This is a genomic window from Marinicrinis lubricantis (assembly GCF_042658665.1).
Lineage (GTDB): Bacteria > Bacillota > Bacilli > Paenibacillales > KCTC-33676 > Marinicrinis > Marinicrinis lubricantis.
In genome coordinates, this window is sequence record NZ_JBHSQV010000186.1 from 80708 (window position 1) to 99493 (window position 18786).

15 protein-coding genes are annotated in these 18786 nt (G+C 50.0%); 7 read left to right on the forward strand and 8 right to left on the reverse strand.

The window, feature by feature from the left end:
• The first annotated feature begins 88 nt into the window (after window positions 1-88).
• Window positions 89-481, forward strand: coding sequence for a Fur family transcriptional regulator (locus tag ACFPXP_RS21620; protein ID WP_379896556.1), 393 nt, complete (start codon window positions 89-91; stop codon window positions 479-481).
• On the forward strand, window positions 460-1269 hold the full coding sequence (locus tag ACFPXP_RS21625; protein WP_379896558.1) for a winged helix family transcriptional regulator: 810 nt from the start codon (window positions 460-462) through the stop codon (window positions 1267-1269). Before ACFPXP_RS21620 ends, ACFPXP_RS21625 begins: the two co-directional genes overlap by 22 nt.
• A gap of 189 nt (window positions 1270-1458) precedes the next feature.
• Here the strand turns inward: ACFPXP_RS21625 and ACFPXP_RS21630 are convergent, their stop codons facing one another.
• The 6 genes from ACFPXP_RS21630 to ACFPXP_RS21655 all read right to left on the reverse strand — a co-directional run bounded on the left by ACFPXP_RS21630 (window position 1459) and on the right by ACFPXP_RS21655 (window position 7422).
• The gene (locus ACFPXP_RS21630; RefSeq protein ID WP_379896559.1) at window positions 1459-2067 is read right to left on the reverse strand and encodes a GerMN domain-containing protein; all 609 of its coding nucleotides are present in this window, start codon (window positions 2065-2067) and stop codon (window positions 1459-1461) included.
• A 51-nt stretch (window positions 2068-2118) separates the two neighbouring features.
• Window positions 2119-3504: a sensor histidine kinase gene (locus ACFPXP_RS21635; RefSeq protein WP_379896560.1), complete on the reverse strand. Its 1386-nt coding sequence runs from the start codon at window positions 3502-3504 to the stop codon at window positions 2119-2121.
• On the reverse strand, window positions 3501-4193 hold the full coding sequence (locus tag ACFPXP_RS21640) for a response regulator transcription factor (protein WP_379896561.1): 693 nt from the start codon (window positions 4191-4193) through the stop codon (window positions 3501-3503). Before ACFPXP_RS21640 ends, ACFPXP_RS21635 begins: the two co-directional genes overlap by 4 nt.
• A 92-nt stretch (window positions 4194-4285) precedes the next feature.
• A complete protein-coding gene (locus ACFPXP_RS21645; RefSeq protein ID WP_379896562.1) occupies window positions 4286-4624 on the reverse strand; it encodes a L,D-transpeptidase in 339 nt (112 codons plus the stop codon).
• 305 nt (window positions 4625-4929) lie between these two features.
• Window positions 4930-6273, reverse strand: a complete 1344-nt coding sequence (locus tag ACFPXP_RS21650) for an FAD-dependent oxidoreductase (RefSeq protein ID WP_379896563.1) — start codon at window positions 6271-6273, stop codon at window positions 4930-4932.
• 117 nt (window positions 6274-6390) lie between these two features.
• A complete protein-coding gene (locus tag ACFPXP_RS21655; protein WP_379896565.1) occupies window positions 6391-7422 on the reverse strand; it encodes a LacI family DNA-binding transcriptional regulator in 1032 nt (343 codons plus the stop codon).
• Window positions 7423-7738: 316 nt separating this feature from the next.
• On the opposite strand from ACFPXP_RS21655, the gene hrpB reads away from it, so the two are divergent.
• The 3 genes from hrpB to ACFPXP_RS21670 all read left to right on the forward strand — a co-directional run bounded on the left by hrpB (window position 7739) and on the right by ACFPXP_RS21670 (window position 13928).
• Window positions 7739-10234, forward strand: a complete 2496-nt coding sequence (gene hrpB / locus ACFPXP_RS21660; RefSeq protein ID WP_379896566.1) for an ATP-dependent helicase HrpB — start codon at window positions 7739-7741, stop codon at window positions 10232-10234.
• 158 nt (window positions 10235-10392) lie between these two features.
• Window positions 10393-11097, forward strand: coding sequence for a GNAT family N-acetyltransferase (locus ACFPXP_RS21665; RefSeq protein ID WP_379896567.1), 705 nt, complete (start codon window positions 10393-10395; stop codon window positions 11095-11097).
• A gap of 635 nt (window positions 11098-11732) precedes the next feature.
• On the forward strand, window positions 11733-13928 hold the full coding sequence (locus ACFPXP_RS21670) for a DNA topoisomerase III (RefSeq protein ID WP_379896568.1): 2196 nt from the start codon (window positions 11733-11735) through the stop codon (window positions 13926-13928).
• Window positions 13929-14143: 215 nt separating this feature from the next.
• Here the strand turns inward: ACFPXP_RS21670 and ACFPXP_RS21675 are convergent, their stop codons facing one another.
• A complete protein-coding gene (locus tag ACFPXP_RS21675) occupies window positions 14144-14383 on the reverse strand; it encodes a hypothetical protein (protein WP_379896569.1) in 240 nt (79 codons plus the stop codon).
• A gap of 82 nt (window positions 14384-14465) precedes the next feature.
• On the reverse strand, window positions 14466-16010 hold the full coding sequence (locus ACFPXP_RS21680) for an MDR family MFS transporter (protein WP_379896570.1): 1545 nt from the start codon (window positions 16008-16010) through the stop codon (window positions 14466-14468).
• A 315-nt stretch (window positions 16011-16325) separates the two neighbouring features.
• Here ACFPXP_RS21680 and ACFPXP_RS21685 point away from each other — a divergent pair, with 315 nt between their 5' ends.
• Complete coding sequence (locus ACFPXP_RS21685) at window positions 16326-17213, forward strand: cation diffusion facilitator family transporter (protein WP_379896572.1); 888 nt, start codon at window positions 16326-16328, stop codon at window positions 17211-17213.
• A 380-nt stretch (window positions 17214-17593) separates the two neighbouring features.
• Entirely contained in the window at window positions 17594-18778 is a 1185-nt protein-coding gene (locus tag ACFPXP_RS21690) for a hypothetical protein (RefSeq protein WP_379896573.1), read from the forward strand.
• Window positions 18779-18786 lie beyond the last annotated feature (8 nt).

Consider the following 18786-nt stretch of genomic DNA (forward strand, 5'->3'; position numbering starts at 1 on the left):
TAGGTCTTCTTGACCGATTCTCAATTAAGATTTATACTAAATCTAAATTCAATTCATCGATGACTGGAATGATCGTATGAGCACAAATATGAATAAAATCAATTTGACCACACAAAGGAAAGTAATCTACGAAATTATTCAGGAGAGGGACGACCATCCGACGGCCGCAGAAATTATCGAAAGGCTTCGAGAGAAAGGCCATCACTTCGCATACGGAACGGTCTACAATTCCCTGCGCTATTTAACGGACGTGGGATTAATTCAAGAATTGAAGCTCGGGGAATCAGCCAGCCGATACGATGCGAGAACGGATGACCACCAGCATATTATATGCCGCAGCTGCGGCAGAGTGGATGAAGTATTGACCGAAATTCCAAGAGCATGGGTAGACGCGGTGGCTGGGGAGACGAAGTACAGCATAGAACATGCCCATGCCGTATTTGAAGGAGTGTGTGCCGAATGCAGAACGCTAAAAAATTAAATGCACAGCAATTCATCTTGACCATGGCGGACACATCATCTTACGGCGGAGGCGGTATGCGTACGGAGCAGCCATCCGTGCCGGAAGGCAGCTTCTGTTCTACAACGAATCGGATTGTACTCGCCAGTCCGTTTCCGAATCAATTTCAGGATTTAATGGGAGAGCTGTCCTCCAGCTGCTTCGATCTCTTCGTCCTGCATCGCTTGGAACCGGTGCTGCTCAGAGAGAGCGGAGCCGATGTGCTGATCGTCGATCTGACGCACCCGATGGCGAGTGAGGATATTCTCAATTTAGAATGCTTATCCACGATGCAGAGACCGGGATTCAGTATCGTGTATTTAACTCGCCGGGATCAGCAGACCGATCTGTATACATTGCCCGTCCAAGGAGAGGTGCTCGTATGGCCTCTAGAGGTAGGGGAAATTGTCCAAATGCTGCAGGATATGATCAACACGCATCCTCCCGCTGCCGATGAACAGCATCGGCCGGGCATGTATTGCTTCAAAGATCTCTGTATCGATGTGAAACGGATGATTGTGATTAGACAGGAAGACCGCATTGAGCTGACGAAGACGGAGTTTGAGCTGCTGCATTTGCTGTTGACGGCCGATGGCTCCGTATATTCAAGGGAAGAGCTGATGGAGAAAGTATGGGGCAGCTCATTCCTCGGCAGCAGCAATACGGTCGATGTGCACATTAAGACCATTCGCAAGAAGCTAGGAGACAGCGCAACATCGCCGAAATATATTGCAACCGTACGCGGTGTAGGATATCGCTTGGCGATATAGTGTGAGTCAGTACTAGCGGAAATGATATATAATCTTCCGAGCTCTCAGGCATTTCCACCACATTGATCGCTCAATTAGAGAAGTTCAAATTGCATTAAATCATAATTTATACTCTGCGGTACAAGAAAAAAGGAATGGTGTCCAGTGATGGAGCACCATTCCTTTTTTGATTTCGCAGTTTTTTCGGTTCTATTCCTTCCACTCGTAGTTTTCGGGATCCTGCGATGCGTAAGGCTCATTAATCGTCATATGTCCGAGCAGCGATTCTTCGATCTGTCCTTCGATCAGGATCTGCGTTTTCTCTGCGCCGAACTGATTCATGATCAGGCCGATTTGGTCGAGAAGGAACAGCTCGCCTGTCGAGCCTAAATTGGCGTTTTTAATTTCTTTGGAAAAGCTGACGTAGGCGATGCCGTCTTTGATCTCCACTTTCTCCAGTACGACATCCGGAGGTACGAGATTATTCAATCCATCGATTTGGGGACCGTCCATCCAGGCTTCCAGTGCAGCCGTCGGCAGTTGTTCCTCGGATTCAACTGCGACCTCCTGCTTCACACGATACATCTTCATTAATTCATCGTCAGAATAGTAGAGTGTTACCGTTTCCTGTGTCAGGTTTGGTTCTTCCTCTTCAACGGGTGAAACATTGTTCTCGTTGTGCACGGCACCGTTATTCGAGCTGGAACCGGATGTGTTGTTGCTTTGGTTATTTTGATTATTGTTTACAGTCCCGCATCCGCTGAAAGCCAGAACGGCGATCATCGCGAACAGCATCAATGCCAATGTTTTTCTTTTCATGAGTGTATTCCTCCTTTGATTGGTACAATGCCATTGTAGACCGAGATTGTATCATGAGAATGATTCGGATGTAACAGTTTTGTTACGTGGGAAAAACAGCTCGAAACAGGTTCCTTCACCTGGTTTAGATTCAACGTGAATACTGCCCTCATGCAGCTCCATCATCTGCTGAACGATGGCGAGCCCAAGTCCGCTTCCTTCTTGATTCCATCCGGATGCCTTATTGGAGCGATAAAACGGTTCGAAGATGTACGGTACATCCGCAGGATCGATGCCATAGCCTTGATCGCACACTCGGCATAAGGTTTCACCGCCCATATCATGGAGGGACAGATTGATTTCGCGCTGGGCGGGCGAATAAATCAGTGCATTGGACAATAGATTGTCCAATGCAGGGAAAAACAGCCCCGGATCGGCATACAGGCCGTTTCCATCTCCACCAAATAAGATGCGAATTTGCTTGCTTTCCGACATGTGGCGAAATTGCTCTTCGACGTGTGCCTTTATCTCTTCCATCGTAATTGTTCTGCGCTGAAGCGGCTTGTCCGCCATTCGGTACACTTGAAGCATCCCTTGAATCGTTCGCCGCATCTTCGAAATTTGATCTCGTAAATCAAGAAGGTATTCTCTATGCATCGCTTCATCGTTTCGAAGATCCGGCAGGTTCTCGGCGATGAGCTGGATCGTGGCCAGCGGCGTCTTCAGTTCGTGGGAAGAGGTGCTGATGAACCGTCTCTGCCGCTGTTCATAGGCTTCGATTTGTTTCACCATGAATCGGATTTGGTCGACCAATTCACCGATCTCGTCATTCCCTCTGTATTTCATCGCGAACCTGCGCCGCTGCGGCGTCACGCGCTTTAAGTGGGTATTCATCATACGAAGCGGTCGTGTAAACCAGGAAGCGACGAAGTAAAACAGGAAAAATCCAGCTACCGAGGCAATGGCAACATAGAACAGCACGCGGGAGCGGAATGAAGTGACGTCCTCATAGACCCCGTTGATATCTTTGATGAGAAGGATATAGCCATCGGCACCGCCGTGCAGAGCCAGCAGCGAATACTGTACATAGCCGAAGTTCTCGGTATGGGTATAGTGAACCGCGGGCGGCGTTTGGTCCAGCACTTCAACACTGAGCTTATCGCCAGGCTCTATCTCCTGAAAGGCGTCATAGACGACTTGAAAATTGAAATCCAGCACGAATATGCGGGTGGAGAAGAGACCACTGTAATAATCAAGATAGCCCTCCGCGCGTTCCGGAAACTTGGGGTATAGGCCTTCAATCCGATTGGAAATCGTGTACCCTTCCGATAAGGCCAGCTGTTCGCTGTTTTTCAAAGAGCGCTTCTCATAAATCGGTGTGATAAGTGAATAAAGAATGACCATACCGATCAGCCAAAATATCGAGAAGACGATCCACAGCCGATAATGAAGCTTCATTCCTGTCCTCCGAAGCGATAGCCTAATCCGCGTACGGCATGCAGCACCTGCATTCCAGAGAGATCTGCAATCTTCTTGCGCAGACGGCTCACCGTTACATCGACGGTTCGATCGCTATAGCCTGCCGTCGTCCCCCATACTTTGTCGAACAATTCATCTCGTGTATAGACTTTCTGCGGGTGTTTCATGAACAGATCCAGCAGCTTGAACTCCGTGCTGCTTACATCGGTTTTGTTTCCATTGTAGTGGAGTGATAACGTTTCGGTATTTAACTCAAGGCCTTGGTATGTGATGAATGGGGTTTCCGTGAGGGACAACTGTCCATTCAGCTGACTTCGGCGCAGAAGCGCTTTGACCCTGGCCAGCAGCTCTCTTTGGTGGAAGGGTTTGGTCAAATAATCGTCGGCACCAACCTCCAAGCCAACCACTTTATCAATTAATTCTTCTTTGGCGGTAATCATCATAATAGGGACCGATGATGCTTTGCGAATGATGCGGCACAACTCAAGTCCATCCATGCCGGGCAAGGTCCAATCAAGCAGCAGCAAATCATACGACTTCAACTGGAAGGCTGCCCATCCTTTGTCTCCGTCATGCTCGACATCCACCTCAAGACCTTCCTTTTGTAAAATAAATGCGATGTTTTTGGCCATGACCTTCTCGTCTTCGACCAGCAATACTTTGTGCATCCCGCATCCTCCCTTCACCCTATATACTACCGCATTCTTCGGAGAATCCCCAACATTCATTTTTAGGAGAAGGCCGAGCTCGGTATGCTGAACTATGGCCGAATCGTAACAGCGGTACCTATTGGAACTTTGGCGGAAAGCTCGAGAACATCCTTATTGTGCATCCGGATACATCCTTTGGAAACTCTTTTTCCGATGGAGGACGGATCGTTCGTTCCATGAATACCGTAATGAGGCTTGGATAGTCCCATCCAAAAAGCGCCGTAAGGCCCGCCCGGATTCCGCTGTTTATTGACGATCGTATATCGACCGGTCGGTGTGGCGGTCGCGATCGTCCCGACGCCGACGGGATAGGTCTTGACCCATTTGCCGTCCTCGTATAAATGAAGCTTAAAGTCTGATAAATCGATAATGATATGATATTTGGACATGCTCTTACGCTCCTTTTCACGTCATACAATGTGTCGTTCTGCCCCTCTATCATATTGGATCCAAAATCAAGTCGTGAGATTCTCAGGCGAAGTGCGTCTCTCCAAGAATCGCACGGATTATCCTATGTGCCAAATGCGGAGTTTGCGTGGACAGTGGTTGAATGAAGTGATAGGTGGAATCTTCCGATGAACTATGCGTCATCGCTTTGAAATCATCGACATAAATGACTTCATTTCATGATAAAAAGGCCAGCTCGGGCTGATTATGAACCCTTGGCTGGCCAATGTGATGAAGGATTATAAAACTAAATTCCGAGCTCCGCGCCTGAAGCAATCAATCGCTGCTGCAGCTGCTGAATATTTATGTCACGAGCAGCCGTATGATTCTGTGCGGTTATGGCTGCTGCCGCTCCAGCAGCCTCACCGATCGCCATGCAGCTTGGTGTTAATCGGGTGGTCGCCTGAGCTTCATGGGTGGTGGAGATGCATCGGCCCGCGAGCAGCAGGTTGTCAACGTCTTTCGGTACGATTGACCGATAAGGAATGTCATAGGCGCCGCCTTCCCGAATGAAATTCGCCGTTATGCCTTTTCCTTCGGGATTGTGAATGTCGATCGGATATCCGCTGCGGGCGATGCAGTCCGGGAAGCGGGCACCGCTTAACACGTCCTCACCGTTTAAGACATATTCTCCAATGATTCTTCTCGTTTCTCGAATGCCGATTTGAGTGCCGACTTGGGATACGTAGGCGTGCTCGAATCCTGGAATCCACTGACGGAAAAAGCTCTCCAGCATAAATACCTGCTTGCGGCCTTCGATTTCCGCTTTCGACAAGTCCTCCGCCTTCAGCGGGTCAAGACCGGATACGCGCGAGACGTTGACGAGAACCTCATCTGGGCCGGGACCCGTGAAGAACAATACACCGTCTCGCGGCAGCGGGAGGTCGGCTTGTTTCCAGAGGGAGAAGAAGCCGCTGACACCGGTTAATGGCAGCTCGTCAAGCTGATCGATGAGTGATTTCTCGTAAAATTCCTGCGGGTGCTGCTGCATGTAACGTTTGACAGCTTCCAGCTGGACGCCTTTCATTCGGAATTTCATCGTCATGGGCTGAACCTTGCTGCGCTCGTTGCCGAATTCCCAGGGCGCACCGGCTAAATAGGCTAATTCTCCGTCACCGGTGGCATCTACAAAGGCTTTCGCCCGAATCGTCAATGGGCTGGATCTGCTGCGGACCGTGACGGCTTGGATCCATCCTTTTTCCATCCTAGCATCGGTCAGTACGGAGTGAAGAAGCAGCTCTACCCCTGCTTCCTCTAGCATTTCAAACGCGAGCAGCTTATACCGTTCTGGATCATAGGGGGTTAAGGTATGAACGAATCCGACGGTATCCCGCAGATGACCGGGGGATGCATTCACCTGCTGAAGCCGGTCAACAATTTCCTGTGCGATGCCCCGAATAACCTGCTGTCCCGTTGCGGTATGAAATGTCATCCATGGATAGACGAGCGCGAGCGTGGACATGCCCCCGAGGAAGCCGTAGCGTTCGACCAAGATGGTCTTGGCTCCGGAGCGGGCGGCGGAAATGGCCGCGGCGATACCGGCAGGTCCGCCTCCAAGCACGGCGACATCGTATGTTTGTTCAAAACTCATTTACAGCACAACCTTTCGTATTTGGAGCGCTCCCAAAAAGGGGTGCAGGAAATAATAAAGCGGTACGCAGGCTTCGGCGTCATCTGCTTTTAGCCTGCGGGGTGAAGGATTTGACTCTCAGTCAATCCGCTTTACTGAGCTGCCTCGAATGATCAGCTCGTTCGTGACCATGATTTCAGCCGGCTCGGAGAAGTCAGCTTCCCTCTGAATGATCTTAATGAGCAGCTCTGCCGCCTCCTGACCGAGTTTGGTTTTAGGCTGACTGACGGTCGTAAGCGGAGGATGAAAGAAGGCAGCCGCGGCGATGTCGTCATAGCCGACCACGGAAACGTCATGTGGAACGTTCAAACCATGCTCATGCAAAGCTTGAATGGCTCCCATGGCCATCAAGTCGTTTCCAGCGAATATTGCATCGAATGTGACTTCTTTGCGCAGCAGTTTCTTAACCGCTTCCGCCGCTTTATGCTGATCGGCTTCTCCCTGTACAATCAGCTCGGAATCATATGGAATGCTCGAAGCTTCCAGCGCCATGCGGTAGCCTGCAAGCTTCTCATCTTCATGGTATGAGTCGGGGATCCCCTGTATACATACGATCCGTTTATTGTTCTGCCCAAGGAGGTGCTGTGTGGCTTTATAGGCACCTTGCCGATAATCGGATGTGACACAAGGATAAGTGACATGCTCGAACTTTCTTTTCCCCACCAGTACAAAGGGGAGCTTGCGTTCGCTGTAATACTGCAAATACTCTTCTTTGATGTATTCGCCCATAATAATGAAGCCATCTACCTTGCGCTTGTCTCCGATCTGCTTCCAATACTCCTTATCGGATTCACTTCGGTTAGAGAATAACAGTAAATCATAATGATGGAGCGTAGAATGACTCTGTATTCCCTGCAGCACCTCGTAAAATAGATGATGCTTCAAGAATAGGGGATCATCTCCGAATACGACGACGCCGATATTTTCGGTTCGCCCTCCGGCCAAACTTCTCGCTTGGGAATTCGGGTAGTACCCGGTCTGCTCAATAATGCTCAGAACCTTCTCCCGAACTTCATTTTTTACGCCGGGCTGACGGTTTACTACACGCGATACCGTTCCTCTCGAAACACCCGCTAAACGGGCAATGGACTCTAATGTGTGCTTGCTCAATAGGATCACCTTATTTGGGAGCGCTCCCAGTATTATCTTAATGGTAACGTCTTCTCCTTGTGATGTCAACCGGACTTTGAAACGGATATGATGCAATCCTGAACTTTAAAGTGGTTTCATTCCCTTTATTTCCTTTTATTGTTTCCCCTCTTCCTCTTTTTCACGCTCAAATAAGCAAATCTTTATTAAAAGAGAAGGGGTGCTATTATAACTATAATAATATACTTATGATAATTAGGTTTGTTATAATGTTGCGATGAAACCGCTAGTTATGGATACTAGAAATAGGAAACCATGAACGAATCGGAGGAACAGCGTGAAGCATTTACCTATATATGATGTGCTGAATCAACTCCAAGAAGTACTCAGCCATCACAATCGAGCGATACTCGCTGCTCCGCCCGGAGCAGGGAAAACGACGGCTGTGCCGCTGGCTCTTCTGGACGAGCCTTGGCTCGAGGGTCGGCGCATTCTGATGCTGGAGCCAAGAAGAATGGCGGCGAAGTCTGCTGCGGTCTATATGGCTTCGCAGTTAGGCGAACAGGCAGGGCAAACGGTTGGATATCGGATGCGAAATGACAGTAAGGTGAGTCGGCATACCCGTATTGAGGTCATTACCGAGGGTATCTTAACACGACTTCTGCAAGACGATCCTGCATTAGAAGATACGGGAGCGGTCATCTTTGATGAATTTCACGAAAGGAGCCTGCATGCGGATCTCGGATTGGCCTTATGTCTCCAATCCCAATCGATTCTAAGGGATGACCTGCGATTGTTGGTCATGAGCGCTACGCTGGATACCGAAGCGGTGTCTGAACTGCTGGATGGCGCACCGGTGATTCAGAGCGAAGGCAGGGCTTATCCGGTAGAGACCCATTATAGGCCGGTTTCCAAGGATGAGCCGTTGTGGAAAAGCGTTGCACGACAGGTCGAAGATGCTTTTCGACAAGAACAGGGGAATATGCTGGTCTTTCTTCCGGGTGCGGGAGAGATCCGCCGCACGATGCGGGAGCTGGAGTCAGTTCATTTTCCTTCACCTGTCACGGTAGCTCCATTGTACGGACAGCTGCCGCAGGCAGAGCAGGAGAAAGCGATCATGCCATCGCCAGACGGTACGCGAAAAGTCGTGCTGGCCACGTCGATTGCAGAAACCAGCTTAACGGTGGAAGGGATACGTATCGTGGTGGACAGCGGATGGAGCAGAGTGCCCAAATTCTCTCCGAGAACGGGGATGGGCAGGCTGGAAACCGTTCCGCTGTCTAAAGCGTCCGCGGAGCAAAGACGAGGCAGGGCTGGCCGCTTGGAACCGGGAGTTTGCTATCGAATGTGGTCCCGGCGTGAGCATGACCAGCTGCCGGAGCAAAGTGAGCCGGAGATGAAGCAGGCGGATTTATCGGCATTGGCACTGGAGCTCGCAGGCTGGGGGATCGATCACCCCTCCGAGCTTAGATGGCTGGATCCCCCTCCAGAAGCTGCATATCGAGGGGCGAGACAACTGCTCAGCCAGTTGGGAGTGCTGAACGAAGATGGACGTATCACCGAGCACGGCAAAGAAATGGCGAAGCTCGGAACGCACCCTAGGCTGGCGCACATGATGCTTAAGGCACGATCCATCGGGCAAGGATGGCTTGCTTGCGTGATGGCTGCGATGCTTGGAGAGAAGGATTTTGTACGAAATGGAGCAGACCGCTTTGGAATCGATCTGCAGCAGAGGATCGAATATCTGCTCGGTGACCGGAAGGTCCAATTGCATCCATCTGTGGATGCAGGGATTTACCGGCGAATTCTAGAAGAAGCCGACAGGCTGGGACGAGAACTGGCCATTACGAAGGAGAGTGAGCCGACAGCGGAGCACTGCGGACTGCTTGCGGCATTCGCTTACCCGGATCGCATCGGTCTAAACAAAGGGAGAGGTCAATTTCTTCTTAGCAGTGGCCGAAGGGCTGTTCTGCCATCAGACTCTCCTCTTGCAATCGAACCGTATATTGTTGCTCCTGCACTGGATGATCGTCTGCCCGACAGCCGAATCTATTTAGCGGCGACTCTGTTAGAGCAGGTTATGGAGCGGAACCTAGCGCATCAAATACAAGAATATACGCTGGTAGGGTGGGATGAAGAAGCCCAAGCTGTAAAGGTGAAGCATCAGTGGAAGATTGGGTCTATCCTATGGAAGGAACGAAGTGAGGCCGATCCGAACCCGGAACGGGTGCAGCAAGCTCTGCTCGCAGGTATCCGGAAAGAAGGGATTTCGATCTTTCCATGGAGCGCAAATGCGAGACGACTGCAGAAGCGGATGCAGTTTTTGCGCCAGATGGAGCCGGACATACCCGATGTATCGGATGAGGCGCTGCTGGATTCGTTGGAACAATGGGCGGCGCCATATGTTGCAGGTATGAAGAGCAAAGCGCAGCTGCAGCGTCTGAATATGGCCGACATTCTACGCAGTCTGTTGACATGGGAACAGCAGAGACTGCTGGAAGAGGAGGCTCCGGACAAAATCACGGTGCCTAGCGGCTCGCGGATTACCATCGATTATGAACAAGAAGGCGGTCCCGTGCTCGCCGTGCGGCTGCAGGAGCTGTTCGGATGGACAGAGACACCCCGCATTGGAAAGGGGAAGGTCCCGCTATTGCTGCATATTTTATCACCGGCAAACAGGCCGGTTCAGATTACTCGGGATTTGGCACATTTTTGGCAGAATACGTATTTCGATGTGAAGAAGGATTTGAAGGGAAGATATCCGAAGCATGTATGGCCGGAGGATCCATTGACGGCACAGGCAACGAGAAGGACAAAGCCGAAGCCTACGTGAAGCTGTATGCCGTATCTGCAGGGAGCAAATCCATATCCAGTTATGGAGAATGAATAGCGGTTCAGGCAGCGATGGACTGCACAGAGCATTAAAAGTTATAATCATATGCAGAAATGAACTTCATATGGATTTGCTTCATTTAAGGTGTGAGTAGGTTCATGGAAATCAATAGTTCTAAGGATAAAGGAGGCGTCGTTATGCTGCAGTATCATCGAATTACGAGTATACAGGATCCGTTATTTGCGAAAATGCATCAATTGATGCAGGACATCTTTCCGCCCGAGGAAGTGCTGGAATTTAAGCTGTGGGAAGAGCCGCTGCAGGATCAGGGGCTTCGCGTATGTGTCGCAGTACATGAAGGGGAAGTCGTCGGGGCCACCGAATACCGCTACTATGCGCAGTGGAACGTAGCGATGACGGATTTCACGATCATTGGACGCCCTGGACTCGGCATCGGCAAATTTCTGGCTGATCAAAGAGGAGCGGATCTGAAGCAGTGGGCTGGCAAGCCCGTAAAAGGCATGTTCGCGGAAATTTATGATCCGTATCGTGTAGAGGAGCATGCCTTCGGGGGTGTGAAGCCGATGGATCCGTATGTACGTAGAGAGGTGCTCTCCCATATGGGATACAAACGACTTGATTTCCCTTATGTGCATCCTTCTTGGCAAGGTGACGGGGAGGCGGTATCCGGACTCGACTTATGCTTCCTCCCGATGGCAGAGGACTTGCAGGAGCTGGAAGCAGACTTGATTGTCGATTTCTTGAGAACGTATTATGCGATATTGCCGAATAAACCGCAAGCTTGGCTCGACATGGTGAGCGGTTTGGAACAGAAGCAAACTGTAGCGCTGCTCCCGCTGTAAGCCGAGTCAGCGGTATACACGAATTCCGGAAGAGGCTGCCGATATGAAAGCGCTGGCCTGCCCCCATGAGAATAAGTGACAATGACGTCATTTGTTGAACTCAAGGGCAGCAGAGGCGCTTTTGGGGCAGTCTTTTTTTCGAAATATAAATCATATCTTAAATAGCTGTACTATACGCCCATCAAAGCTTCCGGAACGATACGGAGCTCCACCTCACGTTGATAGGTTGTTTCATGGCGATTTTGGTTTCACTGGGGACTCCTGAATGGAGTTTCCGGCTCTTCATCTTCCCCGAGCAAAATGCCGAAACACAAATAAAGCATCGCGTTTAGAATAAATAACGGCCATTTGAGAACTTTTGGAAGGGTATTCATTGGACTTCCTCCTTAACGATATACATTGAATTCTCGGAGCGGGAATGGTGTTGATCCGTTGCCTGCACACGAAGTGAGATATCCTTGATGTGAGTATACATAAAGAGAAGCAGGCTGTTTTGATCAAAATTGCGGCATGAATCCGAGGGGAGTTCAAGCGGTTTATCCTCGAGTGACAAAATGGTACACTATATGGAATGAGTCTTAAAGATTAAAGATTAGACGCAAACAGCTTGAAATATGAAGGTAGTGAGGTAACCGATGAGTAAATCTTTAATATTGGCGGAGAAGCCCTCCGTCGCAAGAGATATCGCGAGAGTGATGAATTGCGGCAAGAAAGGAAACGGCTTCTTCGAAGGAACGCAGTATATCGTCACGTGGGCACTGGGACATCTCGTCACATTGGCAGATCCGGAAACGTACGGTGAGCAGTATAAAACGTGGAGGCTTGAGGATTTGCCGATGCTGCCGTCCAAGCTGCAGCTGGTCGTCATTCGGGAGACAGGGAAGCAGTTTCAGACGGTCAAGACACAGATGCAGCGTAAGGATGTTAAAGACATTGTGATCGCCACCGACGCTGGACGGGAAGGGGAGCTCGTCGCCCGCTGGATTATAGAGAAGGCGCACGTGCATAAGCCGCTGAAGCGGCTGTGGATTTCCTCGGTAACGGATAAAGCGATCAGGGAAGGCTTTCAGAAGCTGCGCAGCGGGAAGGAATATGAACCGCTCTATGCATCTGCGGCAGCACGTGCGGAGGCGGATTGGTTCGTCGGCATCAACGCGACAAGGGCGCTGACGACGAAATACAATGCACAATTGTCCTGCGGACGGGTGCAGACGCCGACACTTGCGATGATTGCCCGCAGAGAAGAAGAAATTCGCAGCTTCGTGCCGGAGACGTTTTACGGTGTAAAGGCCGTGACCGATCACGGACTGCAGCTGCTGTGGCAGGATGCCAAAACAAACAGCACCCGTACATTCAACAAATCGAAGGCTGAACAAGTGCTGCGAGCGGTTCAGCAAAAGCAGGGCACGATTACCGAGCTCCGCAAAACGATGAAGAAGCAGTATTCTCCTGCGCTGTATGATCTGACCGAGCTGCAGCGGGACGCAGATAAGAAGTTCGGATTTTCAGCGAAGGAAACGCTGTCGATTATGCAGCGGCTGTATGAAAATTACAAAGTATTAACTTACCCGAGGACGGACTCGAGATATTTATCATCCGATATCGTGGATACACTGCCGGAGCGTGTAAAGGCCTGTATGGTACAGCCTTATGCGGCGGCAGCTTCAAAAATATTAAAATCTAAAATTCGTGCAAATAAGTCTTTCGTAGATGACAGCAAAGTATCGGATCACCATGCCATTATTCCGACGGAGCAGCCGGCGATGCTGAGCAAGCTTAGCGATAAAGAGCGGAAAATATACGATTTAGTCGTCAAACGGTTTTTGGCCGTACTTAGCCCGCCTTTTGAATATGAACAGACATCGATTCAGGTCAAAATTGGCGAAGAAAGCTTCGCCGCCAAAGGGAAAAGAGTGATTTCCGCAGGATGGAAGGAACTATTCGGTTTGGATGCGGAGGACGATGATGCGCCGGAGGAGCTCAAGGATCAGCTGCTGCCCGAGCTGGCGAAGGGGCAATCACTGCCAATTCGCACTGCCTCTATGACACAGGGGGAGACGAAGCCGCCGGAGCCTTTTACGGAAGCGGCTCTGCTGTCGGCCATGGAAAACCCGGTGAAATACATGGCGGGAGAGAACAAGGAATTGATTCGTACCATTGGCGAAGCGGGCGGAATTGGCACCGTCGCGACACGTGCGGACATTATCGATAAGCTGCTGGGCACGTTTCTGGTGGAGAAACGGGGCAAACATCTATATATCACGTCCAAAGGGAAGCAGCTGCTTGAGCTGGTTCCTGAAGAACTCCGCTCGCCGGCGCTCACCGCAGAGTGGGAGCAGAAGCTGTCCGCGATCGCCAAGGGCAAGCTGAACAAACAATCCTTCATCGGTGAAATGAAGGGATATGCCGAGCAAGTGGTCCGGCAAATCAAAATGTCCGATAAAACGTTCAAGCATGACAACGTATCGACAACACGCTGTCCGGATTGCGGCAAGCCGATGCTGGAAGTGAAAGGGAAGCGGGGACGAATGCTCGTCTGCCAAGACCGTGAATGCGGCCATCGCAAGCAGCTTGCCCGTACGACGAACGCTCGTTGTCCGAACTGCCACAAGCGGATGGAGCTGCGCGGAGAGGGCGAAGGACAAATTTTCGTCTGTGCCTGCGGTTATCGGGAGAAGCTGTCCGCGTTCGAAGCAAGAAAGGGCAAAGAAAAGCAGGGCAAAGCATCCAAGAAGGATGTCGCCCAGTATTTAAATCAGCAAAATAAGCAGGATGATGAACCGATCAATACGGCGCTGGCGGATGCACTTGCGAAGCTGAAGCTGGAATGATGCAGGTACGATAAAAGTTGCAATGGAAACAGCAGAAAATCCTTGTTCCGTTCGTTGACCATTGGACGGAGCAAGGATTTTTATGTTGAGCGCGTTATCCAAAAAAATGATATAATTTACATAAAATTGTATGTTGGTGTTGAAGATCTGGATCAAAAAAGAAGATAGGAGCACGCTGATTTGCTCCCATCTCCCCGACATCCCCAATATTCGGTTTATACAGGTCGTACCCATACACTTAAAGCATGCTCACCTTCGGCGAAATAAGTATCGAGAACAAAGTAGAGCGCCACAGATGCGACAACCCCTAGAACGATGAACATGCCCATACGCTTAAACCGCTGCTTAAATCCTTCAACGACCGCCCAGCTGAATAAAGAGAAAATAAGGAGCAGGGAAGTGAACAGGGTTATCAGCAAGGCTCTTGATATATCGCTAATATCTACTAAAGACACACAGGTTCATCCTTTCATCGTTTCACATGTTTCTTTCACTAGTTTATCATCATGAGCTTCCAAATGGAATGAGTGTGCGGTTTTATTCGCTTACTTCAGGCTGTTCAATTCTTTTGCGAATTTCGATTCGCTCGCCGCCCATGTAAAATACCGCTGCAGCTGCTAGAGCGATCGGGATAAGGGACAGCAGGAACATGTAAGTAATCGAGGATGACATTGCATCGACGATCTTGTCCAGAACGAAATCCGGAATCTGCGCACGCTGCTCGGGTTCAAAAATTTCCCTTGGATCACCGAAATCCCCCATTTGAATGCCTCCACCAGGCGCATCCGCGAACGACTGCTCCAGCTTCGAGGCGAACGTCTTGCTTTGAATTGAGCCCAGGATGGTGATGCCCAGCGTCATTCCAAGAGAACGGAAAAACTGATTCGTTGAATTGGCCGACCCCCGGTGATGCACCTCTAAATTATGAATGGAGGCGGTAGGCAGCAGGGGGAACGAGAAGCCGACCCCGAAGCCGACGAGCACCATGAAGACCGTCAGCATCCAGCGCTCCGTATCTGGACTGATCGTACTAAGCAAGTACATTCCTGCCGCGTAGGTGATGATCGATATCACCATTAAATTGCGGTAAGACGTCTTCGTCTGAAAAATGCCTCCTATCGAGCTGCCTGCGACAGAGCCGAGCATCATCGGTGTGAGAATCAGCCCCGCACTCGTCGCCGAGCCGCCGTAAACGGCTTGAACGAAGATGGGGATGTAGACGGTCAAGCTGATGAACGTCGCACCGTACAGGAAAGCGAGAATTTGGGATGAAGCGAACAAACGACGTTTGAACATCCAGAATGATATGATCGGTTCGCTGGCCTTCGTTTCCGCGTATAGAAAGACAATAAAGAAGATGAAGAAAACAGCAAACAGGCTGATAATCGGCAGCGAGCTCCATTCCAGCACCCTGCCGCCCATCTCTTTGCCGCCTAATTCCAATGCGAACATTAAAGCGACCACCGCAATGACCAAAGTGGAAGCGCCCCACCAATCGATGCGCGGCTTGGAATGAGAAGGAGATTCCTTATAGTACTTCAGAATAAGAAACAGCGATGCTGCGCCAATCGGCACATTGACGTAAAAAATCCAATGCCAGCTTATGTATTCCGTAATATAGGCGCCCAGCAGCGGGCCGAAAACGCTGGATAATCCGAACACGGCGCCAAGAAGGCCTGTCATTTTGCCCCGTTTCTCAGGCGGGAAAATATCAAACACGATCGTGAAGGCAATCGGCATCAACGCACCGCCTCCGATGCCCTGGATGGCGCGGTAAATACTGAGCTGCACCATGCTCTGCGCGAGTCCGCATAAGGCGGATCCGACCAGAAACACCGTCAGTCCAAAGACGAAGAAACGCTTTCGCCCGTACATATCCGACAGCTTGCCGAAGATCGGCATTCCTGCCATGACGGCCACCATATAAGCCGAGGTGACCCAGACGAACTGCTGCACGCCGCCTAAATCAGCGACAATGCTTCCCATCGCCGTAGCGACAATGGTGTTGTCCATCGCAGACATAAAAATAGCCAACAATAAGCCGGCTACGACAAAGTTAATATGTTTATTCTGTTGTACCATGACTCGCCTCCGCAAAAGCAATTTTTTCCATTATATATGCAGATAGGACGAAATACAATCGCTGCTATGATTGTCCAACAATAATTCCCAAAATGTTTCCCCCAGTTAAACCGGTTGCCCGATGCAAACTGCTTTTCCACACAGCAACACTGTTTCTCTAGACCCACACGAGCTTTGAATGATACGATGACGAAGCGAATAAATCTGCTTCCATTATTATACCGGAGTATGATGGACCGGTGCATGTTCTATAGGGAAATGGGAAACATGTTACAAGATTGGAGCAGGCAACGGGATGACGGAGGAGCGGGCAGGATGGAGACGTATCAGGATTTAAAGCAGGGGGAGAAAGGTGCCTGGGTAAGTATAGGCGCATATTTATTGCTTTCGGCGATCAAGCTCGGAGTGGGATTTTATGCGGCATCTGAGGCGTTAATGGCAGATGGCTGGAACAATACGACGGATATTATCGCATCGGTGGCCGTACTGATAGGGCTGCGTATTTCAAGGAAACCCCCGGATGAGGATCATCCGTATGGGCATTTCCGCGCAGAGACCATATCCGCGATGGTCGCCTCTTTCGTTATGGCAGTGGTAGGCATAGAAGTGCTGTGGGGAGCGGTACGTACCTTTATGGACGGGACAGAGGGAACGCCGGATCCACTAGCGGCCTGGGTGGCGCTCGGCAGTGCGGTTTTCATGTACGGTATTTACCGCTATAACCTGCGTCTGGCAAAACAAATCAACAATCAGGCACTGCTTGCGGCAGCCCAAGATAATCGCTCGGATGCTTTCGTCAGCGTGGGAGCTCTGATCGGCATCGTCGGCGCTCAGTTCGGTGCAGCCTGGCTCGATCCATTGGCAGCATGCGCAGTCGGATTAATCATTTTGAAGACCGCATGGGATATATTCCGCGAGTCGTCCTTGACTCTAACGGACGGGTTTGACGCGGTGGAAGAAATCGAGGAGCTGTCCAAATGTATCGAGACGATTGCGGGTGTTCGGAATGTAAAGGACGTGAAGGCGAGGAGGCATGGCAATCGGGTGTTTCTGGATGCCACCATCGCCGTTTCACCGCAGATGAGTGTGAAGGAAAGCCATGACATTACAGAAAAAATCGAACGTCAGCTAAAGAAGCAGTATCATATCAATTACGCGCATATTCATATTGAGCCGGACGAGCAGCAACAGCGCATAACGTAATTTTTGTCGAATTATATCGAAAAATAATAGAGATAAATGATATCGTAAAATAGAATGAACATGGATGAAAACTCGTGCATTACGCACGTTTTTTTTCTAGTTTTTAAGCGAAAAATGCAGTGGTCTGATAAATGTCATTGACAAGACGTATTGGACGTATTGTTGGATTAAGCAAATTTGCAAGATTAGTAGGCTGGCTGCCAGCAGGCCGCAAGTACAGGAAAGGATGACGTCGCAAATTGCGGACGTCCGACTTTCAAATATAGACGAGAGGATGTAAATTGTTCCTTAAGCCTCTGTTCTTCACGAATGGAAATCGAATATCATGAAAGGAATGGAAACATTCTGACATCTTTGATTTTCAAGGGGTGTGAAGAAGGATGGAAACAGGAGCAACCATTCATGTTCAGCAGCAGAGAAGAATGGAACCCTTTTATTGGATTTTAACCTTTGAAGTATTCACTTTGGTTTTGCTGTTTGGCATCAGTCTAATCGTAGGCCCTGTATGGCTGTACGTTGTGTTTAAGTCTAGCTGGCTGCTGCTGCTTTTGCTGCTTATTCCGATTGGCATTTGGGTTGTAAAGCTTTCACTGCAGCAGTTGAAAAGGCGGATTTGGCACAACCGTCATCTGAACGCGTATCGGCTTGAGGCCGATCGGATTGATATCCAGGAATGGACACCTTATGAGCCGCAGCCTGTTTTTGGGAGAATAGACCTACATAAAGTGAATAAGGTGATCTGCGGAAAATATGCGGCCCAGAATCATTATGCGTATAAGTCATCCGGATGGCATGAGAGACAGGCGCGAATTCATCTGCTGCCCGTCTTGTATATTATATATTCGGAGTATCTGGGGGAGCCCAAAATTGTCCCGATCCATTTCTATGAGGACGACGGTATTAATCGGTGGCTGGCGGCGTTCAGCGGCAAGGGAGTTCCTCTCAGCTTCAGCAGCACGCTTCTTGGAGATCACCCAGATCCCGAGCAGCTTCGATCCTTGATGATTGATGAGAGTTTAATCGATTTCGAGTTTTCAGGCAATATTTATCGGCAGATGGATGAACTGATTGAGGCATCTACGGATAAGCTGTACGCGTTACAAGAGCAGACGGTCATGGAAGCGGGATCAGCTGAAACAGGGCCGCTGGTGATTAGGCCGAAGAAGAGCGGGTTTGGATCTTGGCTGGCGGCATCGCTTCCTGCGATTGCATTGCAAGTGGGCGGATTGTTCGGTCTAGTTCTGCTAGCGGAGCATGACGTCATTGATCACGATAACTTTGGGCTTTGTTTCGCTTTGCTTGGGATGACGGAGTTCGTATACTTGTGGATGCAGAAAAGAAGACATCCGCTTCATATGCTGTGGTTTATGCTGATGATCTTTGTAGTCATGACCTTTACGGGCACAGCACTTGCCGAGCGCGGACTGATTGCTGATGAAATGACCACAACGGCGATCGGCACAGTCATACTGTATGTCGTGCTTGTTTGGCTTCCATACTGGCTCATGCGCTATATCAAACCGAGCCCGAAGCAGCCATATCGAAATGAAAAAGCCGGGGGATAGTATCCCTC